This window comes from Aureimonas sp. OT7, assembly GCF_014844055.1.
In the GTDB taxonomy this organism is placed as follows: Bacteria; Pseudomonadota; Alphaproteobacteria; order Rhizobiales; family Rhizobiaceae; genus Aureimonas; species Aureimonas altamirensis_A.
Map to the genome: position 1 here is coordinate 3,503,647 of NZ_CP062167.1, position 26,395 is coordinate 3,530,041.

The 26,395-nt window shown below is 63.9% G+C and carries 19 protein-coding genes and 1 tRNA gene; 8 read left to right on the top strand and 12 right to left on the bottom strand.

The window, feature by feature from the left end:
• Window position 1 precedes the first annotated feature (1 nt).
• The 4 genes from IGS74_RS16780 to IGS74_RS16795 all read left to right on the top strand — a co-directional run bounded on the left by IGS74_RS16780 (window position 2) and on the right by IGS74_RS16795 (window position 3,843).
• On the top strand, window positions 2–1,288 hold the full coding sequence (locus tag IGS74_RS16780) for a beta-ketoacyl-ACP synthase (RefSeq protein WP_192387615.1): 1,287 nt from the start codon (window positions 2–4) through the stop codon (window positions 1,286–1,288).
• Window positions 1,289–1,323: 35 nt separating this feature from the next.
• Window positions 1,324–2,367 (top strand): zinc-binding dehydrogenase, encoded by a 1,044-nt coding sequence (locus tag IGS74_RS16785; RefSeq protein ID WP_039191734.1) that lies wholly within the window; start codon window positions 1,324–1,326, stop codon window positions 2,365–2,367.
• The gene (locus tag IGS74_RS16790) at window positions 2,364–3,296 is read left to right on the top strand and encodes a lipid A biosynthesis lauroyl acyltransferase (protein ID WP_192387617.1); all 933 of its coding nucleotides are present in this window, start codon (window positions 2,364–2,366) and stop codon (window positions 3,294–3,296) included. Before IGS74_RS16785 ends, IGS74_RS16790 begins: the two co-directional genes overlap by 4 nt.
• 133 nt (window positions 3,297–3,429) lie before the next feature.
• On the top strand, window positions 3,430–3,843 hold the full coding sequence (locus IGS74_RS16795; RefSeq protein WP_192387619.1) for a response regulator: 414 nt from the start codon (window positions 3,430–3,432) through the stop codon (window positions 3,841–3,843).
• A gap of 128 nt (window positions 3,844–3,971) precedes the next feature.
• Here the strand turns inward: IGS74_RS16795 and IGS74_RS16800 are convergent, their stop codons facing one another.
• The gene (locus IGS74_RS16800) at window positions 3,972–4,121 is read right to left on the bottom strand and encodes a hypothetical protein (protein WP_192387621.1); all 150 of its coding nucleotides are present in this window, start codon (window positions 4,119–4,121) and stop codon (window positions 3,972–3,974) included.
• A gap of 235 nt (window positions 4,122–4,356) precedes the next feature.
• Between IGS74_RS16800 and IGS74_RS16805 the strand changes: the two genes are divergently transcribed.
• Window positions 4,357–5,304: a UPF0104 family protein gene (locus IGS74_RS16805; protein ID WP_192387623.1), complete on the top strand. Its 948-nt coding sequence runs from the start codon at window positions 4,357–4,359 to the stop codon at window positions 5,302–5,304.
• Here IGS74_RS16805 and IGS74_RS16810 read toward each other — a convergent pair whose 3' ends face one another.
• Window positions 5,305–6,147: a DUF1194 domain-containing protein gene (locus IGS74_RS16810; protein WP_192387625.1), complete on the bottom strand. Its 843-nt coding sequence runs from the start codon at window positions 6,145–6,147 to the stop codon at window positions 5,305–5,307.
• Window positions 6,148–6,209: 62 nt separating this feature from the next.
• A complete protein-coding gene (locus IGS74_RS16815; RefSeq protein WP_192387627.1) occupies window positions 6,210–7,646 on the bottom strand; it encodes an NAD-dependent succinate-semialdehyde dehydrogenase in 1,437 nt (478 codons plus the stop codon).
• 226 nt (window positions 7,647–7,872) lie between these two features.
• On the opposite strand from IGS74_RS16815, the gene IGS74_RS16820 reads away from it, so the two are divergent.
• A tRNA-Lys gene (locus IGS74_RS16820) sits at window positions 7,873–7,948 on the top strand.
• A gap of 131 nt (window positions 7,949–8,079) precedes the next feature.
• On the opposite strand, the gene IGS74_RS16825 is transcribed toward IGS74_RS16820, so the two are convergent.
• Window positions 8,080–8,367, bottom strand: a complete 288-nt coding sequence (locus IGS74_RS16825) for a hypothetical protein (RefSeq protein ID WP_192387629.1) — start codon at window positions 8,365–8,367, stop codon at window positions 8,080–8,082.
• Between the two features lie 674 nt (window positions 8,368–9,041).
• Between IGS74_RS16825 and IGS74_RS16830 the strand changes: the two genes are divergently transcribed.
• Window positions 9,042–9,872, top strand: a complete 831-nt coding sequence (locus IGS74_RS16830) for a PhnA-like protein (RefSeq protein WP_246722623.1) — start codon at window positions 9,042–9,044, stop codon at window positions 9,870–9,872.
• Between the two features lie 17 nt (window positions 9,873–9,889).
• Here IGS74_RS16830 and IGS74_RS20320 read toward each other — a convergent pair whose 3' ends face one another.
• Window positions 9,890–10,126 carry a hypothetical protein gene (locus IGS74_RS20320; RefSeq protein WP_246723225.1) on the bottom strand — a complete coding sequence of 79 codons (237 nt, stop codon included), beginning with the start codon at window positions 10,124–10,126 and terminating at the stop codon, window positions 9,890–9,892.
• A gap of 167 nt (window positions 10,127–10,293) precedes the next feature.
• On the opposite strand from IGS74_RS20320, the gene IGS74_RS20440 reads away from it, so the two are divergent.
• The gene (locus IGS74_RS20440) at window positions 10,294–10,587 is read left to right on the top strand and encodes a LysE family transporter (RefSeq protein ID WP_192387633.1); all 294 of its coding nucleotides are present in this window, start codon (window positions 10,294–10,296) and stop codon (window positions 10,585–10,587) included.
• A gap of 332 nt (window positions 10,588–10,919) precedes the next feature.
• Here IGS74_RS20440 and IGS74_RS16845 read toward each other — a convergent pair whose 3' ends face one another.
• The 7 genes from IGS74_RS16845 to ilvN all read right to left on the bottom strand — a co-directional run bounded on the left by IGS74_RS16845 (window position 10,920) and on the right by ilvN (window position 26,379).
• Window positions 10,920–21,290: a glycosyl hydrolase family 18 protein gene (locus IGS74_RS16845; protein ID WP_192387635.1), complete on the bottom strand. Its 10,371-nt coding sequence runs from the start codon at window positions 21,288–21,290 to the stop codon at window positions 10,920–10,922.
• Window positions 21,291–21,464: 174 nt separating this feature from the next.
• Window positions 21,465–22,484 (bottom strand): ketol-acid reductoisomerase, encoded by a 1,020-nt coding sequence (gene ilvC / locus IGS74_RS16850; RefSeq protein ID WP_039191707.1) that lies wholly within the window; start codon window positions 22,482–22,484, stop codon window positions 21,465–21,467.
• A 16-nt stretch (window positions 22,485–22,500) separates the two neighbouring features.
• A complete protein-coding gene (locus IGS74_RS16855; RefSeq protein ID WP_246722625.1) occupies window positions 22,501–23,151 on the bottom strand; it encodes a TetR/AcrR family transcriptional regulator C-terminal domain-containing protein in 651 nt (216 codons plus the stop codon).
• 102 nt (window positions 23,152–23,253) lie between these two features.
• Window positions 23,254–23,997 carry a pyridoxine 5'-phosphate synthase gene (locus IGS74_RS16860; RefSeq protein ID WP_192387637.1) on the bottom strand — a complete coding sequence of 248 codons (744 nt, stop codon included), beginning with the start codon at window positions 23,995–23,997 and terminating at the stop codon, window positions 23,254–23,256.
• A gap of 11 nt (window positions 23,998–24,008) precedes the next feature.
• The gene (locus IGS74_RS16865) at window positions 24,009–25,136 is read right to left on the bottom strand and encodes an ATP-dependent RecD-like DNA helicase (protein ID WP_039191702.1); all 1,128 of its coding nucleotides are present in this window, start codon (window positions 25,134–25,136) and stop codon (window positions 24,009–24,011) included.
• 37 nt (window positions 25,137–25,173) lie between these two features.
• On the bottom strand, window positions 25,174–25,767 hold the full coding sequence (locus tag IGS74_RS16870; protein WP_192387639.1) for a LysE family translocator: 594 nt from the start codon (window positions 25,765–25,767) through the stop codon (window positions 25,174–25,176).
• A 21-nt stretch (window positions 25,768–25,788) separates the two neighbouring features.
• Window positions 25,789–26,379 carry an acetolactate synthase small subunit gene (gene ilvN / locus IGS74_RS16875; protein WP_039191697.1) on the bottom strand — a complete coding sequence of 197 codons (591 nt, stop codon included), beginning with the start codon at window positions 26,377–26,379 and terminating at the stop codon, window positions 25,789–25,791.
• Window positions 26,380–26,395 lie beyond the last annotated feature (16 nt).

The window sequence follows — 26,395 nt, forward strand, 5'->3', positions numbered from 1 at the left end:
AATGAGCGCAGATACTCTGGACACATTCGGGCGGCCGGTCGTCGCCATCACCGGGGTCGGTGTCGTCAGCTCGCTCGGCCGCGGCGTGGAAGAAAACTGGACCGCACTGACGCAGGGGCGTTCGGGCATCCACCGGATCACCCGCTTTCCCACCGACAATCTGCGCACAACCATCGCAGGCACCGTCGACTTCATGGACGTGGAGCCGTGGAGCGGTATCGACCTGTCCTATGCTCTGGCCGAAGCGGCCGGAACGGAAGCCATCGAAAGCGCCGGGCTCGACGCGCGCCGCTTCGATGCACCCCTGTTCCTCGCCGCCCCCCCCATCGAGCTCGAATGGTCGCAGAGGCTCTATCTCGACAGCCTGCCCGATGCCGTCCTGGAGGAGGCCGGCTACGACCGGCTGATGCTGCTGGCTGCCCGGCGGCATGCACCCGACATCTACCGGCTGACCTTGTTCGGCGGGATTTCCGAGCGTCTGGCCGACAGTTTCGGCACGCGCGGACTACCGGTCACCCTGTCCACCGCCTGCGCCTCCGGCACGACGGCGATCCAACTCGGCATCGAAGCGATCCGGCGCGGAGAGACCTCGCGCGCAATCGCCATCGGCACCGACGGCTCCGTCGGCGCCGAAGCCTTGATCCGCTTTTCGCTGCTGTCCGCCCTGACCACGGCGAACGACGCGCCGGAAAAGGCATCCCGCCCCTTCTCGAAGGACAGGAACGGCTTCGTCATGGCGGAAGGCGCCGGGGCGGTAGTGCTGGAATCGCTGGAATCGGCCCGCGCGCGGGGCGCGAACATACTCGGAATCATGCTGGGCCACGGAGAATCGGCGGACGATTTCCATCGCACGCGCTCCAAGCCCGACGCCACGCCCATCGTGGCCTCGGTCCAGCGCGCGCTGGCCGATGCGGGCCTGCAGCCCGAGGATATCGACTATATCAACGCGCACGGCACCTCGACGCCGGAAAACGACCGCATGGAATATACCGGCCTGTCGAAGGTATTCGGGGACGCCGTCACCACGACGCCCATTTCCTCGAACAAGTCGATGATCGGCCATACGCTGACGGCGGCCGGCGCCATCGAGGCGGTGTTCTCCACGCTGACGCTTGCCCGCGGCGTGCTGCCGCCGACGATCAATTACGACACGCCGGACCCGGCCATTCCGCTCGACACGGTGCCGAATGTGGCGCGCAGCGCCGAGCCGGCGACCGCCCTTTCCAATTCGTTCGGGTTCGGCGGCCAGAACGCAAGCCTCGTCGTCGGCCGCGCCCCGCGCGACTGACCCCGCACGACCGACCCTTTTTACGAGAGACCAAGATGCGCGCCTTGCAACTCGTCGCGGACCGCGACCTCAAAGTGGTCGACCTGCCGCCGCCGCCGCCGCCCGGCCCCGGCGAGGTCACCGTGGCCATCCGCGTCGTCGCGCTCAACCATATCGATGTCTGGGGCTGGCGCGGCATGGCCTTCGCCAAGCGCAAACTGCCGCTGACCATCGGCGCGGAAGCCTCGGGCGTCGTGGAGCGCCTCGGCGAGGGCACGTCCGGCCTCGTTCCTGGCCAGCTCGTATCGATCTATGGCGCGCGCACCTGCGGCCTGTGCCGCCCGTGCCGGGAAGGGCGCGATAATCTCTGCGAGCATGTGTCCGGCGTCCACGGCTTTCATCTCGACGGGTTCGCGCAGGAGCGTATCAACTTGCCGGCCCGGCTTCTGGTACCTGCGCCGCCGCGCTGCGACGCTGTCGGGGCGGCGCTCGCCCCCGTCACCTTCGGTACCGTGGAGCACATGCTCTTCGACAATGCCCGGCTGCAACCCGGCGAAACCATTCTTGTTCATGCCGGCGGTTCGGGCATCGGCACCGCCGCCATCCAGCTTGCCAAGCGGCACGGCGCCACCGTCATCACCACCGTCGGCTCGGACGACAAGATCGAGAAGGCGCGGGCTCTCGGGGCAGATCATGTCATCAACTACCGGACCGACCGGTTCGAGGGCGTCGTGCGAAAGCTCACGCGCAAACGCGGTGTCGACGTCGTATTCGAACATGTGGGCGCCGACACATGGGCCGGCTCCATGCTGTGCATGAAGCGTGGCGGCCGGCTGGTCACTTGCGGTTCGACCTCGGGCGTCTCGACCCAGATGAACCTGATGCAGCTCTTCCAGCAGCAGTTGAAGCTGCTGGGCTCGTTCGGCTGCCGTATGGAGAACATGGCCGACGCCATGCAGAAGATGGCCGAAGGCAGCGTCCAGCCCGTGATCGACATGGAAGTCGGCCTCGACGACATCGCCCCGGCTTTGAAGCGGATGGAAGGGCGGCAGGTCTTCGGCAAGATCATCCTGCGCATGTCGGACGCGCAGGACGGATGAAGAGGGGGTTGCGCCGCCTGCGCGATCGCCTCGGCCTGATGGTCGACTGGGTCGTCGCGCAGATCGCCTTTTCGTTGCTGGCGGTGCTGAAGCGGCTGCCCCCGCACAAGGCATTGAACTTCGCCGACTGGCTTGCGCGGACGCTTGGCCCGTTGACGCCCCGCCACAAGCTGGCCCTCGACAATCTGCGGCAGGCCTATCCTGACAAGGACGCCGCCTGGGCGGAGCGAACCGCCCGTGCCAACTGGGGGCAGATGGGGCGGATCGCCGCCGAATACGTCTTTCTGGATCGCCTTTTCGACTACGTGCCCGGCCGGCCCGATGGCGAGGGCCTGATCGACGTGGACGGGGTTGCGCTCTTCGAGGAACTGCGGGATCGCAAAGGCCCCTTCATCTTCTTCACGGCGCATATCGGCTGCTTCGAGCTGCTGCCGGTCTGCGCGGCGACCTTCGGGCTGGAGGTCACGGCCCTGTTCCGCCAGCCCAACAATCCCTTTATCGCAGCCCGTGTTCTGAATGCGCGGCGCACCGATGGCGGGCATCTCGTGCCGTCCAAGGCGGGGGCCGCCCGCAACCTTGCCGCCCGGCTGGACGAAGGCCGGGCCGTTGGCATGCTGGTGGACCAGAAGTTCCAGAAGGGCATTCAATCGCTCTTCTTCGGCCGGCCGTGCCTGACAAACCCGCTTCTGCCCAAGCTGGCGCGCCAGTTCGACGCCGAAGTCTATCCGGCGCGCTGTGTCCGCCTGCCCAATGGCCGATACCGGCTGCAGCTGGAGCCGAAGCTGGATTTGCCACGCACCGGCGACGGCGATATAGACGTCACGGCAAGCGCGCAGGTGCTCAATGACATCGTCGAGCGGTGGGTCCGCGAGACGCCGGAACAGTGGATGTGGTTCCACAGGCGCTGGCAGATCGTTAACCGTTCATAGAGCATATCGAAACAGAACCGCCCCGCGGGGCAACCGTCGTCAGCCAACGGCGTTTCCTTGTCAGGCGGGTTCGAGTCCCGCCTAGATGTCCGGCAACCAGCCGCCGGGCCGATTCCAGGCAGGAGGCCGTACGATGCGTATCCTGATCGTCGAAGATGACGCGCTTATCGCCATGGACCTGGAGGACATCGTCCAGGCACACACGGGCGCTGAGTGCCTGTTTGCCGCAACCGTCGAACAGGCGCTTGCCCATCTGTCACAGGGCGTCGATTTTGCTCTTCTGGATGTCAATCTGCGGCCAGCCGGCGCGACCTCGCAACCGATTGCCGAGCGCCTTCGGGCGATGGGTGTGCGGTTTGTCTTCGTAACGGCCAATCCCGGCGAGATACCAGCCGACATGCGCTCGATGCCGCATGTCCGCAAGCCGTTCCATCACAGCGAGATTGAACGCGCCCTGCCCCGTACATCGGGCGGAGATGGCGGCTTGCCCCGGTACGCAAGACCTGAAGCCGGGGCATGGGCGACGTCGCCGCGTCATCAGGCTTAAGGCAGATTCACTAAGGTTAGCCTAACGCACTCGCATCTTTGTCGCGTCGACGAAAAAATACCCGCGAGCGGATAAGGCTCGCGGGTCCTGGTGAAACAAAGGAGTATGGCGCCAGGTGGCTGGCAGGGTTAGCGGCTCGCCACGTCGTTTACGGCACCCTCGGTTGCTGACACGGTGTTGCCGACATCGCGGCCCACGCCGCGTACGGTATTGGCACATGCCGAAAGCGCCATGACAGCGACGAGGCCGAGAGCGATGGTTGCGGTACGACGGGGCATGGTTGTTACTCCAGGTTAAACTGCCTATGCCTAGAAAACGCCACATGTGGCAATTCGTTCCACTTGCCTTCAAAAATCGATAACAGGGACTTGAGGCTTTACCCGGGCCGGTTCGCGCGCGGTCGATTAATCGTTTGTCGCACTTTCTTCGTATCCGGGCAGACGATAAGACAGGTCGTGCCCTGCCGCGCCGCGGGATGAACCAATCCGAAAACTGGAGGTAGCGAGAAGCCCGATGAAGCTTAAGGACTACATCTGGCCGGTCATCGGTCTCGCCGCGGTGATCTTTTCCGGCTGGATCCTGTTTCACGAAGTCAGGGAGCTTTCGCTCGACGCCATCCTCACCAGCTTCCAGGCGATCTCGGCCCGGCAATGGACCCTCAGCGCCGTTGCCGCCATCGTGGCCTACACCATGCTGGCGCTCTACGATCAGTTGGCCTTGCGCCATCTGAAGCGCTGGATTCCGTTTCGCTTCGTGCTTGCCACCTCGTTCACCACCTACGCCCTGTCCCACAATATCGGAGCATCGGTGTTTTCCGGCGCGGTGGTGCGATACAGGGCCTACACGTCCAAGGGCCTCAGCGTTTCCGACGTCGCGCTGCTCATTGCCTTCTGCTCGTTCACCTTCGCTCTCGGCGTCCTGATCGTGTCGGCGGTGTCGCTGCTCGTCTATCCCGAAGCGCTGAACGGCTATTTCGACGTGTCGCCTGTCGTCCCGCGGGCGATCGCGACGGCCATCCTGCTGCTCGTTGCCCTCTATGTCTTCGGCAGCTTCGCGGGCCTGCGTCCTCTGCGCATCGGCAAGTTCAACCTGTATTATCCTGCGCGTGACGTCGTGTTGCGCCAACTCGTCATTGCGCCGGCGGAAATCCTTGCGGCGGCGGCCATCATCTATTTCGCGCTGCCGCCGGAAAACCACCCCGGCTACATGATGGTGGTCGCCGTTTTCGTGATTGCCTTCTCGCTGGCGCTCATATCCCATGCGCCCGGCGGTCTTGGCGTCCTGGAAGTGGCCTTCCTGGCCGGTTTCCCCTTCCTGCCCGAAACGGACGTCCTTGCGGCCCTTCTGGTTTTCCGCATCCTCTATCTGCTCATCCCGTTCGGGCTGGCGATCATTATCGTGCTGGGCTTCGAACAAAGTTCGATCTGGCGTCGCCACAAGCAGGACACGCGTCGACGCTGATCAATTGGGCGGGCTCCAACGCTCCAGGCGTTGCTGCCACATGCGTTCGCCGATGCGGCAATCGACCGCCGTCTCACTTGCCTGAACCCGTATGGGCGCCTCGGCGCCGACTGGCTTCGGCCATGTGCCCGCAAGCTCGAGGATGAGTTTGCGGCGTATCGCCTCCGGAAACTGCGACCAGTCGTTGACCGGGATGACGAAGGCTCCGGGGCCGCCCGTCACGCAGGCGGTATAATAGGCATCGAGATTTGCGATGCCACCCCAGGAAAAGTTGCCGGGCTCTTCTCCGGACGTCATCAGGGGCAGGCCGTTGATCGTCACCCCCCGCGCCACGGCTGCATCTCGCGCCACGTCCACCGGCCGACCCTGATTGTTGGGGCCATCGCCCGAAACGTCGATCACCCGGCGCAATCCGGCAAAGCCATTATCCGCGAACAGCGCCGCGGAGAAATCCAGGGCAGCGGAAAGGGAGGTGCGTCTTTCGCGGTTCGGTTCCTCTTGCGACAGCCGATAGGCGAAACCGTCCGCTGCCTCGCGAGAGTCGATCAGGGTCCACGGCACCACCACGGACTGGGTGAAGCTGCCGGCCCATTCGACATAGGTCACCGCGACCCGGCCCCACCCGCCGTCCAGAATGGCTCTCTGCACCTCCGGGCTTCGAAAGGCGGCGATATACCCATCCCGCTGGATCGCCTGTTCTGACATATCCATCGACCACGAGACGTCCACCGCGAGCACCAGTTCCACGTCCACATCGACATCCTGCGCCGCGGATGGCACGGCGAAGACGGCGGCGGCGACGGACGCTGCAATAGCAGCGGCGAGGTACGGTCGGCAGCGCATGCGAGAAAGCGTCCCCCCGCTCGAAGCGGGGGGCAATTCACGAATGCGTGACAGCTTGCGTCCTAGTACAGGGCGTTATGCGTCACGAATTTGGTGGTCAGGTAGGCGTCCATCGATTCCGCCCCGCCCTCCGACCCGTAGCCGGAATCCTTCATGCCGCCGAACGGCGTTTCAGGAAGCGCGAGGCCGAGATGATTGATCGTCATCATGCCGGCTTCGACGGAATCGGCCAGCGTCTCCACGGTCCGCGCGGACCGCGTGAAGGCATAGCTCGCAAGGCCGAATGGCAGGCGATTGGCTTCTTCGATCACCTCGTCCACCTTGGCGAAAGGCGTCATCAGCGCCACCGGGCCGAAGGGCTCTTCGTTCATGATGCGCATGGTCCTGTCGACATTGCGCAGGACGGAGGGCTTGTAGAAGGATCCCTTGTTGCCGATCCGCTCGCCGCCGAGCGAAAGCTCGGCCCCATCGCGCACCGCATCGGAGATGAGCTCGTCCACCGCCTGGACGCGCTTCTCGTTGACGAGAGGGCCCATCTGGGTACCGTCGTCGAGGCCGTTGGCCACCTTCAACGCCGATGCCTTCTCCACGAAGCGGCTGACGAAATCGTCGTAGATCGATTCCTGGATCAGGAAGCGGGTCGGCGATACGCAGACCTGCCCGGCATTGCGATATTTGGAACCGACCAGCGTTGCGGCGGCACTGTCCACATCGACGTCGTCGAACACCATCACCGGCGCATGGCCGCCGAGTTCCATCGTGGCGCGCTTCATGTGCTGTCCGGCCAGGGCGGCGAGATGCTTGCCGACCGGCACGGATCCGGTAAAGGACACCTTGCGGATAACCGGGTGCGGCACCAGGTGGCCGGAAATCTCGGCTGGCGAGCCATAGACGAGTTGTACGACGCCGGCCGGAATCCCGGCATCGACGATCGCACGGATCAGGAGCGCCGGAGAGGCCGGCGTCTCTTCCGCCGCCTTGACGATGATGGTGCATCCGGCCGCGAGGGCCGGCGCCACCTTCTTTACCACCTGGCTGACGGGAAAGTTCCACGGCGTGAAGGCGGCCACCGGGCCCACCGGCTCGCGCAGCACGCGCTGGTTCACGCCATCGGCGCGCGGCGGGATAAGGCGCCCATAGATACGGCGCGCCTCCTCGGCAGACCATTCCAGCACGTCGGCGCAGGAGAGCACCTCGCCCTTCGCCTCGGCAAGCGGCTTGCCCTGTTCGGTCGTGAGGGTCCGGGCAATGTCGTCGGCGCGTTCGCGGACGATCTCCGCCGCACGCCGCAACAGCCGCGACCGTTCTACGGCTGGCACCTTGCGCCAGGTCCTGAACGCCGAATCGGACGCGGCAAGGGCCCTGTCCAGATCGGACGTGGCGGCCTTGGCCACCGTTCCGATGACGTCACCGGTTGCCGGATTGACGACTTCGATCGAGTCGCCCCCCTCGCCGTTGACCCATTCGCCGGCGATCAGAAGCTGCGTATGCGGATACATTTGAGAAACCCCATCAATCTGGCCTGTCGCCAGGCCGTGTCTGGCAGTTCCCATATAGACACGCACGCCATCGCTTCACACCCTTTTCGCCCTGAAACGGACCGTTTCGAGGAAGTCCGGGCCGCATTCTGAAAAAAGTGCAGCGAAGCTCTGGACACCGCCGCCCTCAGCCACTAGAAACCCGCTCGTGAGCACGGGCCAACCGGCTCACAGCGCGAAGGCGCTCGGGTGATTAGCTCAGTTGGTAGAGCAGCTGACTCTTAATCAGCGGGTCGTAGGTTCGATCCCTACATCACCCACCATTTTCCTTGAATGAAATGAACACGTTAGACGAACGATGGCGAACCGGGGTTAGACCGGGACGCCTTGGTTTGCAGCCAGTTTGCAGAAATCGTTCTAGCTGTGTTCTCGGACGGCATAAAGAAAGCCCCGCTTAGGCGGGGCTTTTGTTCGTCTTGGAGGTTATTTTGGCTGCCCGGATTGCATCTCGCTTCTTGCGCTTCTCAAGCTTGCGATAAAGCCAGACCCCCTCTGTTTTCTCTCCGCAGTTTGGGCATCGGTACGGCCGATTGACGGCAGCAAGACAGAACCAAACGATGAGCCAAAGACCGCCCGTGAGCACTGTAAGCACCAAGTGCAAAAAGTGGTTTGGCGTGTTTTTCTCGCCGAGAACCAGCCTGTCCTCGGCGGCACAATACCTCTGCTCCTTCTTGATACCCATTTTCGCCCTCCTCTACCTGCACCGATAGATGAATTCCCACTGCGGAGGGAATATCTCCTCGCGAGTCTCTATCGCACAGGTGCGACCCGTCCCCTTTAGGAAGTTTAGCCCTCGCACGCTACCGTCAGTTTCGCCGGCCACTCTCGACCCTCTTGCCCATGCTTTGGAATTTCCGGGCCCGAACGGCGAGCCTGGTATCGAGGCCCGCAATCGCCGATGAGATCGCCGCGCCCCCGTGTGACGTCGTTTCCGCATTGCGATCCATGCGAGCGTTGAAGGTCGCATACATATCGTCGATGCACCCGTCGATGCCGCCGTGTCGCGTCCCCGTCGGCACCGTCACGCCCCGAGATAGACGCCCTGAAAGCCGGCAGGCGATCCTTGCTGGTCTCTTCGGGGAAACTGGCGAAGCTCTAGAACAGACTGCGAAAGGGCTTATCGGAACCGCCAGATGAACGTTTGGCCGGCCACTGACATACAGTCCGCACCTGGACCCCGGCGAGCGAACCATCGCTTCAACTGATCGTTATCAGGTTTTACGCGTGCAGCCGACGTGGTGCTGGCGGCCGCATATCGAAGGTAACGATACGATGAGCGATCCTACTCGACCGAGGCCAGCAGGTGTTGACGCGGCTCATACCTCCCCGTCCGTTGTGGACGACGCGCATGCAATCATGATCAACAAGGTGTCCTGGGGAGCGATCTTTTCTGGTGTCGCCCTTGCGCTGATCGTACAGGTCTTACTTACGATGCTGGGGGTCGGTATCGGCGTAGCGACGCTGGACCCCGGAACAGGCGACAATCCTGCAGCTTCGACGTTCTCCATCGCGGCCGGAATTTGGTACGTAGTTTCCGGCCTGATTGCTGCGTTTGCCGGGGGGTATGTTTCGGCCCGAATGTCCGGCAAGACCGTCCCAACGTCGGGCGCTCTGCATGGGCTCACCACCTGGGCCGTAACGACGCTCCTGGTGTTGTACTTTCTGACAAGCTCGGTCGGGGCTCTCGTGGGCGGCGTATTCAGCGGCGTGTCAAGCGCCATCGGCGGCGTCGGCTCGACGATCGCGGAGACCGCCAGTCCTGCACTTCAGGACGTAAATCCCCTCGACGCCATCGAAGGGCAGGTTGCTGCTACCGGTACCGATCCTGAAGCACTCCAGGCGAACGCAGTGAATGCGATGCGCGCTCTGGCAACGAGCGGACCCGACGGGGCTGATCAAGCACGGCAGGAAGCCGCTGAAGCGCTTGCCCAGGCACGGTCGATTCCCCTTGACCAAGCCCAGCAGCAGGTTGCCCAGATCGAGCAGCGGTATCGCGATACCGTCGCGAGGGCGCAACAGGCCGCCACTGAAGCCGCGGACGCTGCCGCGGCCAGTGTGGCAACTGGAGCGATCCTGGCGTTTGTCGCCCTGGTACTGGGTGCCGGCGCCGGCTGGCTCGGTGGCCGATCGGGGGTTGTCCATCCCGCATATGCCGACAGGGTCGTACCCACCCGTCGCCAACCTTGATCATCGGATGGGCTGAGTCAGCATGGCTGTTTGGCGCCGGCATGGATGTCGGCGCCCAAAATGGTGACCACGACCAGTACCTGCATGGCCCTGATGTCACAGGAGACCGGTATGACAGCCGAATTCATCATTGTCGTCGTAACGGTTATCCTCATCCCGGGCGTGGACCAGTTGATGGTACTGCGCAATACGCTTGCAAGAGGACGCTCCGCCGGGGTCGCGACTGCGCTCGGGATCGGTACGGCCTCGTCCATGCAGGCGATCCTGGTTTCTGTCGGTGTCGGTTCCGTGATCGTTGCAGTCCAACCGCTGTTCGAGGCGATCAGGTGGCTTGGGGTCGCATACCTTCTCTGGCTGGGCGCAAGCGATACGGTCCGCCGTAAAGGGGGTCTATCCCCGGAACGACGAAGGAGAATCCGGGGTGCCCCTCCGTGGTTTTCGGGACGGCCTGTTGTGCAACATCACGAATCCGAAGATCCTGGTTTTCTATCTCGCGCTGCTGCCACAGTTTGTCGGACCTTCGGCCCCCATTGCACACTGGGTTCTTTTTGCGATGACCTTGCCGGCGCTTGGAACGCTCTGGCTTGTCGGGATGGCACTGGCTTTCGATTTGGCGCGCACTCTCCTCCTGCGCCGGACGGTACGACGTGTCATCGATGGCGCAAGTGGATTTCTGTTGATTGCATTCGGCCTTCGACTGGCGCGTGAACCTTGAGACAGGTGCAGCGTAAGCTTCGATCGGCGACGTCGCGTTTCAGAGAGTCGCTCGTGGCCCATCCAACGACGCGGCGGACGAAGAGGGCTAGGACGACAGCGAGGTAAGTCGGCCTTGCGCCGCGAAAGTCCCCGCCCCTTCACTGACACTATCCCGCCACCTTGCACGACGATAGCGACCGGCCCGCATGTGATGAGCATTCGGCCTGCGGTTGCAGGACCTTGGGCTGAGTAAAAGGAAAGCGCGAACCGGAGGCCGATTCGCGCTTCATGATTGCTTCGATCCCTTGGATCGTCACCTGGCATGCACAGCGCATGCCGGGACGGCGATACCTAGAGATTGTTGAATATGTTGGAGTAATTGTAGTTGGTTTCCTGATAGGGATTGAGCAGCCCGATGCCGGAGATGTGCGGGTTTTCCTTGGCGAATGCGTAGATCTGCTGTGCATCGTCAATCGAGAACGTGCCCCCGCCGCCATTGGCGCCGGCTCGTACCAGGATACCGACCTTGGTATCGGTGTAACCGACAGCGTCGAGCTTCTGGATGGCGTCAAGCGCGACATCGATGGCCGTTCGGCCCATGTCGATCCCGCTTCCCGAGCCCCAGTAGTCCGCGGCCAGGATGTTCAGCACATCCAGCTTGACACCGGTCCCATGCGCCGCCTGCAACATCTGGAACGCACCCGCCGTGAGGCCGGTCGTCGACGTTTCGACGGTGTAGGAGATGTGCAGTGCATCGTTCTTCTGGTTGTCGAGATCCCGAAGGGCGAGATCGCGGACCGTATGTTTGCTCGCATTCGTCGCGTAGGCGCTGAGGTCGGAATTCCAGAAGGTGAAATCGACGTAGTCGGTATTATATCGACTTGTCAGGGCTGACAGCTGGGGCAATAGAGCCGATGAGGTTGGATATCCGAGGGCCAAGTCGCTGGTGCTGTCGGAGGTATCCCGTGCGAACGACAGAATAACCGGTTTCCCCCCAGAGCTTGCGTATTCGTTGATCTGACCCTGCCCGGTGGTATTCCCGGTTCCGGCTGCACCGTAGTTCATCCATCTATCCTGGCCGCCGACACCGATCAGTGAGGAGTTGCCCCCGGCCCAGACAATCGAGTTGCTCATGTTCTCCACATGGTTGTGGATGTAACTCGTGGACATGGACGAAGAATGGCCGATGAAGTTCGTGACGTCGGTATCGGTCCGGCTGACATCCGCCACGATCGTGTAGGTCTGCGCGATGTCCGGCACCGGGCTGGAGCGCGTGATGACCGATAGCGGCGTAGAAGCGACCGACGATCCGGTCTCGTCCTTGGCCACAACCGTTACGGCATAGGTATGCGCCGCCGTCAGCCCCGTCAGCGAGAACTGCGTGTCGGTTGCGCTGCCGACCTTCGTACCGTCGACGAAGATGTCGTAGCCCGACACCGTCCCGGTGCCCGGTATGAGCGCCTTGTCCCACATGACGAAGGCGCCCGTCTGGCTGATGCCCGTTGCATAAAGGCGCGTCGGCGCGTTCGGCACCGCCGGATCGGAATAGAGGGGCCCGACAAGCGTCCACTCCGAACTGGCCGAAGGGGGCGTGTAGTCGCTGGGATACCATTTCGTCTTGTAGACCTGTCCCTCATAGCTCGCATACAGGCCGCCGCTCGTGTAGGCGCCGACCGCATCCGTCCAGGGCTTTACGAAGGCGTACTTCTGGACGATCACCGATTCCGTCGCCGACGTGCCGCCGATATTGCCCGCCAGATCACGCACCTTGGCGGTCAGGGCGATCGTCGTGTTGGATTCCGTGGCAAGGCCGAGGTCCGCCGCATAGAGGCTGACCGACGTCTGGGTCGTTCCGGCGAGCATGGTGACGGTACGGATCAGCGCGCCGTCCTTGTAGATGTCGAGCTTGGAGCCGGCAGATGCCGCGCCATGCGAGAAGGAAACAGGGATGCCTTCGGCACCCTCGCCACCAACGACCTTATGATCGCTGCTGACTGCCGCGATCACCGGAGCCGTTGGGGCCACGGTGTCGACGATCACGTGATGGAGGACACTCCTGGTTCCCTCCACACCATTGGAGACCAGGGATGCGGCAAAGGTGTAGTCGCCGTCGATCGAGCCGAAGTCGCTTCCGCTGATACTGACCGTCGTCTGGTTCGATCCGGCCGATGCCGCGACGGACTTGATCAGGACGCCGTCGCGGTAGAGCTTCACGACCGAGTTGGCCACTGCTGCGGCATGATTGACCGTGAAGGATACGCCGCCGGTCTTTTCGGCCGCGTTGACAATATCGTCGGACGACAAGGCGTTGACGATCGTCAGCCCCGAGTGGGTATCATAGCCCGCACCGGCATCGGTGATGCCTTCGAAGATCGTGGTGAACCCGTATGGGTCCTGCGTGATCCCGCTGCCGCCCACGGTCAACTGACCTGGCGTACCGGTTTCATCGCGGCCGAGCGACCAGATGCCCAGGGATGCGACATCCGGATTGTCCTTGGCGAATGCCAGGAGTTCCTGCGCATCCTGGAGTGTGAAGATCTCGGTCTGGACGTCGTTGATGCCGATCATCGGCGTGATGCCGACCTTGGCATCGAGTCCGATCTGCCGCAACTGCGCGATGGTGTTGCGGGCGGCGTCGATGGCGTTGCGCCCCTGGTCGCCGCGATGGCCCCAGTCCCCCGCCCCATAATCCATGGCCATGATGTTGACGACATCCAGATCGAGGCCGTGGTCCTTGACCATCTGCATCAGGGCGACGGCGTTCGGCAGCATGCCGTCCGGCGTGATCGGGATCGTGTAGGAGATCGTCACGTCGGGGTTGGCGGCCTTGATGGCCTTCAGCGCCTCGATCCGGTTCAGGTGCGTCTGGTCCAGATAGGCCTGGTGGTAGAAGCCGTGATATCCGCCGGACTCGACCGAATTCAGCGACGCGCCTTCGATGTCGATGTCGAGATGCTTGACCCCATAGGTGTCGAGTACGGACTGGTACATGGCGGTGAGCGCCTGCACATTGGTCACGAACAGGGCCGGCTCGCTGCCGGAGAAACCGCCGAGACCGATCGTGACGTCGATGCCCCTGCCCTGCAGTTGCTGGATCAGCGCCTTGATCGTGGTGCTGCCGTTCGCCGTCTTGTCGTCCGGGAAGATCGACAGGTTGCCTTCACCCCAACGCAGACCATGGGTGACGCCTGTCGGGTTGCCGTTCGCGTCCACGGCTGCCGGCGTGTCGGAATCCACCCATCCGTCCGGCTTGAGCACCAGGAACGCGAGGGTCACGTGCTTGGCGTTGCTCGTGGTCAGCGCTTCCAACTGGCCCTGCGACTTGCCAAGCCCCATGTCGATATAGGGGGAGTAGTACTGGGCGATGTCCCACAACGGATAGGCGGTCGTTTGAACCGAAACGCTTTCCGCGACCTGCGTTTCCGTTCCATTTTCTACGACATGAACCGAGAATTGGTAGGCAGTCGACGCCGTCAGGCCGGTGACCTTATAGGACAGGTTCGAGGTGGTCGTGAGTAGATCGGTGCCCTTGTAGATCTTGTAGGTCACCGCAGCACCGCTGCTGCTTGCCGCGTGCGCATCCCACATCAGCATGACCGAGGTGTCGGCCAACGCGGTCGGCAGGATACGCAAGTCCCCCACCTGCGGCTGCGGATTCGTCGGCAGCGTTTCCACCACTTCCCAGGGGTCCGAGGAAGGGTCGCTGATCGTGCCGGGCTCCTCGCCAAGGGAAGCGTACCACTTCGTGCGATACACCACCCCGTCATGCAGGACGTAGAACGGCTGGCTGCCCTGCACCGTGGAATTGTACGGATAGTTCTTGCCGGCGTCCCAGTTCTGCAGCGTTGCGTATTTGGAGACGGCAACGGTATGCCCGGCGCTGGCGGCCGAGGCATTGCCGGCCGCGTCGATGAGCTGAACCGTGTAGGACGGCGTGGCGGCAGTGCCGACCGTCCCCCAGTCGCTGCCATAGAGCATGACCTGCGTCTGGGTCGAGTCCGTTGCCAGCGTCACCGTCTTGACCAGAACCCCGTCGCGGAAAATCCGCGCCTTCGTCCCGGCATCGGCGACGGCATGCGTGAAGGTGAAGGCAAGGCCATTGCTTGCCTCCTGCGACCCCACCGCATCGTCACCGGCCTGCTGGCCGACCACCGGCGCTGTGGGCGCGGTCTTGTCCACGGTCACCGCACGCGGAGCGCTGGTCGACAGGGTAGCGCCACTGCCGTTGACCACGCGGACGGAGAACATATGAACGCCTTCCGCGCCCCAGTCCGCGCCGCTCAACGCCACATCGCGCGATGTGGCGCCTGCGGTGAGCGCCAGCGTCTTGACGACGATGCCGTCGCGGATCACCTGAAGCTGGGACCCGGCAACGGCCGCCGGGAAGTTGGCGGTCACCTGGGTCGTTGCCGTGCTTTCGGCGGTACCGACCATATCGTTGCCGGAGACCACGCCCAGAACGGTCAGGCCGCTGGCCGGATTGTAGCCCGCGCCCACATTGGAAAGCTGGTTGAAGATGCCCGAGAACTCATAGTGCGTCTGGTCGACGATCGCACTGCCGTTGGGGATGACATCGTCCTGCGTGAAACCGTTGGAGCCTGGATCGCTCGGAAGGTCGCGGCCAAGCGACCAGATGCCGAGGGACGCGATATCGGGATTGTCCTTCGCGAATTCGAGCAGTTCGCGCGCATCCTCGAGCGTGAACACCTCACTGATCACGTCATTGATGCCGATCATCGGCGTAACGCCGACCTTCGTGGCCAACCCCAGTCCCCGCAACTGGGCAATGGTATTCTGGGCCGCCTCGACGGCGTTGCGTCCCTGATCCGGATCGCCCGTACCGTAATCCATGGCCATGATATTCAGGACATCGAGGCCGAAACCCTCGTCCTTGACCATCTGCATCAGGGCGACGGCATTCGGCAGCAATCCTGATGGCAGGACCGGCAGGGTGAAGGAGATCGACACATCCGGGTTCGCCTCCTTGATGGCCTTGAGCGCCTCGATGCGATTGAGGTGGGTCTGGTCGAGATAGGATTGCGGATAGAAGCCGTGATACCCCCCGGATTCCAGGGAGTTCAGCGACGCGCCCTCGATATCGATATCGAGGTGCTTGATGCCGTATTCGTCGATGATCGACTGGTAGATCGCCGTCAGCTTTTCGACATCCGTCTCGTAAAGCGCAGGCTCGCTTCCGGAAAAGCCGCCGAGTGCGATGGTGACGTCGATATTCTTGCTCTGCAGCTCGGCGATCATCGCCTTCACGGAAACGGTCTCGGTGATCATGTCCGACGGGAAGATCGTGGTATTCGACTCGCCCCACCGCAGGCCGTCGGTATTACCGGTCGGAACACCGGTGCCATCGACCTGGGACGCATGGTCGGCGTCGATCCAACCCTCGGGCTTCAGGATCAGGAAGCCGAGAGTGACGGCCTTGAGCCCGGACTGCTCGATGACCTTGAGATGGTTGTTATAGGTGACCGGACCGATTCCGACATCGATATAGGGGGAATAGACCTGCGGGATGTCCCACCAGCCGGACGCCGTCGTATGGAATGCGATCTGCTCGCCAAGGTTGGTTTGTACGCCCTGCTCGACGACCTTCACCGACAGCACGTAATCCGTCGAGGCCGTCAGCCCCTCGACCTTGTAGGCAAGGTCCGTCGTCTCCCCCAACAGCGTGCTACCGTTGAAGATCCGGTAGGCGACGGTGTGCCCCGCCTGCGCCGGTGTGTAACGATCCCATACCAGGAGGGCCGACTGGTCGCGCACGGCCGCGGCAGAGATATCGAGTAGCGATGTGGCCGGTTCCACCGTGACGGTGCGGGCCGCGCTCTGCACGGTGACGTTGCCTGCTGCATCCACCAGGCTGACCGTAAAGGCGTGAGAACCGTCGCTGCCCCAATCGGACTCGCTGAATGAAACGGCCGTCGATGTGGAGCCGGCGGCGACCGCCACGCTTTTCACCAGGACGCCGTCCCGGTAGAAGTTGAGGCTTTCTCCGGTTTCTGCCGCGGCATGCGTTACGATGGCGTCGGCGGACTGCTGGCGCTCGACCGCCGTGACGGTGTCGTCACCGGCAATCACGCCCAATGCCAGCGATGCCGCATCCGGAGCGGTATAGTCGACGAGCACCTGACGCGCAGCCGTCGACCGGATGACCGAAGCCGGGCTGACGAGATGGGCGCTGAAGCTGTGCGTGCCCTCGGTGCCCCAATCGGCATCCGTCACCTGGATCGCCGTCGAGGTAGACCCGGAGGACACCGAAACGGTCTTGACCAAGGTCGAGTCCCGATAAAGCTCGATTGTCCAGCCAACCCCCACGGCGGCGTGCGAAACGGTCGCTGTGGTCGACTGCATCCGTTCCGTGCCGTTGACGACCCCATCCGAGAGAGTGGAAAGCGTCGTTGGCAACGCGACAGTCACGGTCTTGGAGAAGCTGAAGGCGCCTGCATTGCCGGCTGCGTCGACCACGCGAGCCTTGAATGCATATACGCCGTCGGCCCCCCATTCGGACGGGTCTATGTCGAACGTCGTCTGCGTCGCGCCGGCCGTAAGATCGATGCGTTTGAACAGCGTATCGCCGCTGTAGAGTTCGAGCTTGGAGCCGGCAGTCGCCGCATCGTGCCGCACGGTCGCCTGCGAAGCCGCCGCGAGTTCGGCGGCGCCGACGGAACCGTTATTGGCTATCGAAAGGATCGAGGATGCCGCTGGAGCCAGGCTGTCCACGAGAACGGAGCGGACCTCACTCCAGGCGCCGGCATTTCCGGACCCGTCGACCATGCGGGCCGTGAAGGCGTGCGCACCCTCGCTGCCCCAGTCGCCGGCAGCCAGGGATACCGTCGTGCTCGTGGCGCCCACAACGAGAACGACCGTCTTTACGAGCCTGTCATCCCTGTAGATTTCGAGCCGCGCCCCGGTTTCCGCCGCATCATGCCCGATCGCGACGTCGACCCCCGCCGCTTTCTCCGCGGCATTCACCATGCTGTCCGTTGCGAGTGTACCCCAGGTCACCGCCGCCGGTGCGGACGACGCCACGGTAACGACCTGCACCCCGCTCCATGCGCCGATGTTGCCGGCACCGTCCACGAGGCGCGCCTTGAACGCGTGCTCACCCTCGCTCCCCCAGTCGCTGCCGGTCAGCGTGATCGCCGTGGCCCGGACACCCGCGGAAACGGAAACCGCACGAACGAGATCGCCATCCCGCCAGAGCTGGACGACCGAACCCGCCGTTGCCGCCTCGTGCGAGATCCTGACGATCGTGGCACCCTGCTTCTCGGTCGCGTTCACATTGCCGTCGCCGACAGCCGTCAGCACGGCAGCGACGGGTGCGATCGTATCGATGGAAACCCGCTGTTCGGCAGAAAACTGGCTGACGTTTCCGGCCACGTCCACGATACGGACCTTGAAGCCGTGAAACCCGTCGCTTCCCCAGTCCGAGCCGCTCATCGCCAGGTCGGTGGCCGTCAGGCCCGCCGTAACCTGCACGGTCTTGACGCGAACGCCGTCGCGATAAAGCTCGAGCGTCGCCCCTTCGCTCATGGCGCCATGCGTGACGGCCACCGTCGAAGATGCCGCCTTTTCGACGGCATTGACGATTGCGTCGGTGCCAAGAACCGGGAGCGTCGGTGCAAGCGGCGTCCCCGTCATGACGGTGACGTTCCGCGCGGCGCTCAGGTCGCTTTCGTTGCCGGCGGCATCGACCAGCTTTGCGGTGAAGACATGCGCACCGTCGACGCCCCAATCCGAGGCGCCGACGACGATCCTGGTGGAGGTGGCCGCATAGGCCGGCGTTACCGTCTTCAGAAGAACGCCGTCCCGGTAGAGGGATAGCGTGGTTCCCGTTGCGGCGGCGTCATGGGCGACCGTTATCAACCGGACATTCGTCTTTTCGAGCGCGTTGACGAAATCGTCCCCGGCCACGGTTTCGATGACGGGCGCGCCATCCGCCACCGTGTCCACGAGGACACGGCGCTCCGAGCTCCAGGCGCCGAGATTACCGGCGCCGTCCACCAGGCGGAACTTGAAGACATGGATGCCGTCAGCCCCGATATCCGCCGCCAGCAACGTCACCGTCGTGGTTGTGGACGCCTCCGAAAGCGCGACCGTCCGCAGCTCCGCGCCATCGCGGTATATCTGCAGCATGCTGCCGGGCTGCGCCGCCCCGTGCGGTATGACCAGCGGGACGCCGGTCGCCTTCTCGGCGGCGTTGATCCGGTCATCCCCCGCGATTACGGGCACCACGACCGCGGCCGGCGGGCTGGTGTCGACCCGGACGCTGGATACCACGCTCCAGTCACCCGCGCCGCCCGTCGGATCGACCATGCGCGCTTTGAACTGATGCTGACCGTCCACGCCCCATTCCGCGCCGGACATGGAGATGGCGGTAGAGGTGGAACCGGCGCTTGCGGTAACGGACTTCAACAGGACGTCGTCACGATATAGCTGGATGACGCCTCCAGGCAGGGCGGCCTCATGGCTGACCTGCCACAACGTGACCGAACGCCGTTCCTCGGCGTTGACGATCCCGTCCGTGGCAACCGTTGCAAGGGTCACTGCGGCGGGCAGCGCGCCGGCAACGGAAACCCGCTGCTCCACGCTCCAGGCACCCTCGTTGCCCGCAGTATCCACAAGCCGGGCCTTGAGCTGCAGCGTTCCTGGCGCTCCCCAGTCGGACGGCTCCACGACGATGTTCGATGTCGTCGCACCGGCCACCGGTGAGACCGTCTTCCAGAGGGCGCCATCGCGGTAGAGCTGCAGGACCGAACCGTCCGAGGCGGCCTCGTGGCCGATGGCGATGGTGACGTTCGCCTGTTTCTCGCCAAGCGTGATCTTGTTGTCGCCGGTGATGGAAGGCAGCGTGACGGCAAGCGGGCTGCGCGTATCCACCAGCACGGTAGACACGGCGCTCGCTTCGCTCGCGTTTCCGTACGCGTCGACGATGCGCGCGGTGAATGCGGCCTGGCCATCGGCACCCCAGTCCATCCCGGACAACTGCAGGTCCGTGGATGTCGAGGCCGTGGCCATGCTTACGCGGCGAACGAGGGTCGATCCGCGATACAGTTCCAGCTGGGACCCGGCGGAAGCCGTCTCGTGAGCAACGGAAAGGGTCGACGTCGCGATCCGCTCCGCCGCGTTCACCATGCCATCGTCTGCGAAGACCCCGAGGACAGGCGCCGCGGGAAGCGTCGATGCAACCGTGACGGACCGAACCGCGCTCCATTCGCCTTCGTTGCCGGCGGCGTCGATCAGGCGGGCCTTGAACGCATGGGCACCATCGATGCCCCAGTCGCCCCCGGTCAGGCTGATGGATGTCGAAGAGGCGGCGGCCGTCAGGGTGACGGTCTTCACCACCACGTCATCGCGCATCAACTCGACGCGCGATCCGCTCATGGCCAGACCGTGGCGGACGACGACCGCCGTCGATTGCGCCTTCTCCGCCGCGCTGACCTGGTCGTCGCGCGCGATCACCGTCAACTCGGGGGCTGCCGGCGTGGCCGTGTCGGCGCTGTACGAGGCGTTCGCACTCCAGGCGCCGATATTCCCTCCGGCATCGACCACGCGTGCGCGGAGCGTATGCGCCCCTTCGGCGCCCCACTCGCTGGTCAGCAGGGTGACCGATGTCGAGGAAGAGCCGACATCGAGATCGATGGTCCTGATCAGCACGCGATCGCGATAGAGCTCCAGCTTGTCGCCGGCGCCGGCGGCCTGGTGTTCGACCGTGAAGCCGGCACCCTGCGCAGCCTCAGCGGCGTTGACGAACCCATCGCCCGCGATGGCGGAGAAAGTCGGCGCCAGCGGAGCGGCGGTATCGACCATGACGGTCTGAGAGCCACCGAAATCGCCCGGATTGCCGGCGCTGTCGACGACGCGGGCCTGGAAAACATGGCTTCCGTCGGAGCCCCAATCCGCACCGCTGAAGCGCACGGCGGTCGAGGTCGCGTTTGCGGCGATCGCGATCGACTTCAGCAATACGCCGTCGCGCCAGATCTCCAGCTTGCCGCCGCCAAGAGTGCCTGCATGCTGCACGGAAACGGTCGTGACCGTGGCGCGCTCTGCCGCGGACACGATATTGTCGCCCGCCAGGACGGGCATGGCGACACCTTCCGGAGTCTGCGCGATGACCTGTACCGAACGCGCGGCACTGACCGGGCTGGCATTGGCTGCGCTATCGATCAGCCGGGCGGAGATATCGAAGGTGGTCACCTCTTGGAAGAGCGCCGCCGGCAGATCGACGGTCGTGCTGCGCGCGCCGGCTTGCAGGGTCACCGTCCTGACCGGCACCCCGTTCATCAGGATGTCCATGGTGGTTCCGCTGACAGCGGCCTCGTGGGACACGATGACGGGAATGTCGGCGGACCGCTCGCTGGAATTGATCTTGTTGTCGCCGGAAACGGACAGAATCGTCGGGCGCGAGGGCGGACGCGTATCCACCAGAACCGTTTCGCTTGCACTCCAGGCGCCGGCGACGCCGGTGCCGGGCGCGATCGTCCGGACTTTGAACGCGTGCGTGCCGTCGGCACCCCAGTCGGCACCGGACAGGCTGAACGTCGTCGAGTTCGCATTGTCGCCCACGATGACGCTGCGCACCCGGACGTTGTCGCGCCATAGTTCGAGTCGCGTGCCCTCGGGCAGCTCGTCGTGCGACGCGGTGACCAATGTGACGCTCTGCTTTTGCTGCAGATTGACGATGTCTTCGAGTGTCAAGCTAATATCAGTCATGGCCGCCGCCTTAAAATAAAAACTTATAGTTGTATCTAATTTATACTACATGATGTCCTATACATCAAGTTGAAGTACTCGCGCAAACAATAATGCCGCCCGGCGCGGTGCGCCGGGCGGCATGAAACGAAAACAGCAAGTCAGAATGGTCGGGGCCAGGCCCCGGCCGTCAGGTCAGTTGCGGGCCTTGTCGACCAGCGCGTTCGACTTGATCCACGGCATCATGCCGCGCAGCTTCTCGCCGACTTCCTCGATCTGATGGCTGTCGTTCATCCGGCGGATGCCCTTGAAGCGGGCACCGCCCGAGCGATACTCCTGCATCCACTCGGAGGTGAACCGACCGCTCTGGATGTCCTTCAGAACGCGCTTCATCTCGGCCTTCGTCTCTTCCGTGATGATTCGCGGCCCGGTGACGTACTCTCCCCACTCGGCCGTGTTGGAGATGGAGTAGTTCATGTTTGCGATGCCGCCCTCATAGATCAGGTCGACGATCAGCTTCACTTCGTGCAGGCACTCGAAATAGGCCATTTCGGGTGCGTAGCCGGCCTCGACCAGCGTCTCGAAGCCCGCCCGGATCAGCTCGACCAGGCCACCGCACAGAACCACCTGCTCACCGAAGAGATCGGTCTCGCACTCTTCCTTGAAGTTCGTCTCGATGATGCCGGAACGGCCGCCGCCGACGCCGCAGGCATAGGACAGCGCAAGTTCAAGGGCATTGCCCGACGGGTTCTGGTGCACGGCCACCAGGCACGGCACGCCGCCGCCCTTCTGGTATTCGCCGCGCACCGTGTGGCCGGGCCCCTTCGGGGCAATCATGACCACGTCGACGGTGGACTTCGGCTCGATCAGCCCGAAATGCACGTTCAGGCCGTGCGCGAAGGCGATGGCCGCGCCGTCGCGAATATGCGGGGCGATTTCGTCACGATAGATGTCGGATTGCAATTCGTCCGGCGTCGCCATCATCAGGAGGTCGGCCCAGCCGGCCGCCTCGGCGACCGTCATGACCTTGAAGCCATCGGCCTCGGCCTTCTTGGCCGTCGCCGAGCCGGGACGCAGCGCCACGGCGACGTCCTTCGCACCGCTGTCCTTCAGGTTCAGCGCATGGGCGCGGCCCTGGCTGCCGTAGCCGACGATCGCCACCTTGCGGGACTTGATCAGGTTCAGGTCGGCATCGCGATCGTAATAGACGCGCATAGTCAGTCCTCCAAGTTCAGGATTGGTCCGGCCGTCCGGGCCGAATTTTGGTTGTTCCGTAGAGCGTCAGGAACTGGCGTACCGCCAGTCTGGCGTCGTGTTCCACCAATGCGTCGTCCGCATTGAGCTTTTCGCCGAGCAGAAGGCGGATCTGCGTATCGCGAACGACCAGGCCGAACAGGGCGCCGAACGCCTCGTCCGGGCTATCGAAAGCGAGCAGGCCAAGCGACCGCCCTTCTTCCAGCAAGGTCTTGATCCGGCTGCGCACCGCGGCCGGCCCATTGTCGAGCATGATATCGCCGAGGCCATGCCGCTGATGTCCAGCCTGGCCGACGGCAAGCCGGTTGAGTGCAACGGATGTCTGGCCGTGAATGACCTGCAGCCAGTCCCGCGCGAAAACTTCCAGGCGCAGCACCAGCGCCGCGGCGTCCAGCCCGTCGGTGCCCAGCGGCAGGCCACGCACCTTCGATGCCTGGCGTCGAACCATGGCCGCAAGCAGCCCATCGCGGCCGCCGAACCACTTGTAGAGCGTTTCCTTCGAGCAGGAGGCCTCGCGCGCGACTTCCGTCATCGTTGGCGCCCGGCCTAGCGCCACGAGCAGCGCCAGCGCCGCATCCAGCAGCTCGACCTGTCTTTCCGTCCAATCGATGTCGCTCGAGTCGCTCAAGACGATCGCAATCCCCTGCCGCGCCGTGGGCGCCAAACCGTAACGCTGGTTACGGCCAGAGCCTCTACAGCACTTGCGCAGCGGCTGCAAGTACCCAGAAGGTCAGCCTTGCAGCTGGATGGCCCGGAGGAATCGGCCGACAGCGCCCGCCATCCCGAATTCGAGCGCTTCCGCCGTCAGGCCATGGCCGATGGACACTTCCGCGATGCCGGGCAGCCGGCGCAGCAGCGGCGGCAGGTTGGCGACGGTCAGGTCATGGCCGGCATTGAGCGAAAGGCCAAGAGCCTCCGCATGTCGTCCGGCGGTTTGCAGCCGGTCCAGTTCCAGGTTCTGCGCGGCGCTGTCGTCGTAAGTGGCGCCGTAGGGCCCGGTATAGAGCTCGAGCCTGTCTGCGCCGATCTCCACCGCCTGCTCGTATCCCGTAGGATCGGGGTCGGCGAAAAGCGAAACGCGGATGCCCTCGCCTTTCAGTCGGTCGACAACCGGCTTCAGGAACGCGGCCCTGCCGATGAAATCCCAGCCATGATCGGACGTCGCCTGCGCCGGATCGTCGGGCACCAGCGTCACCTGGTCGGGGCGGCCCGTCCGCACGAGATCGAGAAATTCGGGCGTCGGATAGCCCTCGATGTTGAATTCCGCCGCGGGAAACTCGGCATCCAGCAATGCGCGCAGCTCCGGCACGTCGGAGAATCGGATATGCCGCTGATCCGGTCGGGGATGCACGGTGATGCCGGCGGCACCGGCCGCCAGCGCGATACGCGACAGGCCCGTCACGCTCGGCCAGGGTAGGTCGCGCCGATTGCGCAACATGGCCACCGCATTCACGTTCACCGACAGACTGGTCATCGCCCTCTCCCTTACCGAACGACGGTCAACCGTTCGGCCGCCCGGGTGATCGCCGTGTACAACCAGCGCTCCCGCGTGTCGCGGAACGCGAAACTTTCGTCGAACAGCATCACGTCGTTCCACTGCGAGCCCTGCGCCTTGTGCACGGTCAGGGCATAGCCGAAATCGAAATCGTCGTAGCGCTTGCGCGTCTGCCATGGAATGTCCGTGTCGGGCTCCTCGAACACGGCTTTCAACAGCTTTATCTTCGCCGCGCCCCTGTCCAGATCGTCGTCTTCCGGCCGCACGATCAGGTTGACGCCGGGCTTCACCGTCTCTCGGGAGGCAGTCATGACCTGCCACAGCGAGCCGTTCAGCAGCCCCTTGGCCGGATCGTTGCGCAGGCAGACCAGCTTGTCGCCGGAGATGGGCGTAGCGCCTGCAAAGCCTTTCAACTCCCGCAGGCGCGTATTATAGCGCCGTCGCGTGCGGTTGGTGCCGACGAGCACCTGGTCGGCCGCCAGGACGGCATCCCTGTCCACCTCGTGACGCGAGATGACGCGCGCCGCCCCATAATCTCCATAGGCGATCTCTTCTCCCTCGCGCACCTTCAACGCCAGGTCGATGATCGGATTGTCGCGCGCCTGCCGGTGGATCTCCGTCAAGAGGAAGTCGGGCTCCGCTTCGGTGAAGAAGCCGCCGCCCGATACCGGCGGCAACTGCCCCGGGTCGCCCAGCACCAGGACCGGCGTGCCGAAGCTCAAGAGGTCGCGGCCCAAGGCCTCGTCGACCATGGAGCACTCATCCACGATGATCAGCTTTGCCTTGGCGACGGGGCTTTGCCGGTTCAGCGAAAAGGCCGGCGAAACGCGGGCGGTGCCCGTCTCGGCATCCTCGACTGTTTCTTCGCCCCGCGGGCGATAGATCAGCGAATGGATGGTGCGGGCGTTGCGGGCGCCCTTGCTGCGCAGCACCTGCGCCGCCTTGCCGGTAAAGGCGGCAAACTGCACCTGCCCGTCCAGCCCCTCGGCAAAGTAGCGGGCCAGCGTCGTCTTGCCGGTCCCGGCATATCCGAACAGCCGGAAAACCGGCTGGTTGCGGGTCTTCAACCATTCTGCGACGCGGTCGAGCGCATCTTCCTGCTGTTGCGATAGCTTCATGCCAACCGCCTCGCAGAAAAACACCGGCGCCGCAAGCTCATCGCAGCATCGGCCACAAGGTGGCGACGAGTAGAAGCCCCATCGCGATGTTGAAGATGCGCAGACGCGTACGATTGGCAAGAAAGCCGCGCAGGGCAATGCCGAATCCTGTCCACACCGAGACGCTCGGCAGGTTGACGAGGGTGAAGATGACGGCCACCAGCACGACCGACAGCCAGGGCCGTTCCATGTTGACATAGGCCCCCATCCCGACAAGAGCCATGGCCCAGGCCTTGGGATTGACCCACTGGAACATCGCCGCCTGCAGGAATGTCAGGGGCTCCGCACCGGCCTGGCCGGATCCCACGCTGCGGGAAAAGGCGATCCGCCACGCCAGGTATATGAGGTAGGCCGCACTGGCGAATTTCATGGCCAGCGACAGTCCGGGATAGGCGTGGATGATCGCCCCGAGGCCCATGCCGACCGCCAGCAGCAGAACGGCGAACCCGCCCGAGATGCCGAGCATATGGGGGATGGAGCGGCGGAAGCCGAAATTGACGCCCGACGCCATCAGCATGAGGTTGTTGGGGCCCGGCGTGATGGACGAAACAAACGCGAAGACGACCAGACCGACCAGCAGTTCGTGGGTCATGTATCAGGGCCTTTGCCGAACCTACTCCTCACCGATGACGATCATCGGCTCCCGGCCGCGGCTCATGGCGGAAACGCCGGTGCGGCACACTTCCGTCAGGCCGATGGGGCTCATCAGCTGGATGAATTTTTCGATCTTGGTGCTGCGGCCGGTGATCTCGAACACGAAATGGGCCGTGCTGGAATCCACCACCTTGGCGCGAAACACGTCCGCCAGCCGCAGCGCTTCCACGCGGTCTTCCCCGTCGCCGGCAACCTTGACCAGTGCGAGTTCGCGCTCGATGGGGCCGTCCTCACCGTTCCCGACCGCGGCGTTGGTCAGGTCCACCACGCTGTGCACCGGCACGATCCGGTCGAGCTGGCTCTTGATCTGCTCGATGACGTGCGGCGCACCACGGGTTACCACCGTAATGCGCGATAGATGCCGCGCATGCTCCGTTTCGGACACGGTCAGGCTCTCGATATTATAGCCGCGGCCCGAGAACAGGCCGATCACCCGGGCCAGCACGCCCGGCTCGTTGTCGACGATGACGGCAAGCGTATGCGACTCCGCCCGCTCCTTCTCCTCGGTGATGAAATAGGCGGATGCGGGCGGCTGAAGCGGGCTGGTCATGGTTCTCGGACTCTGG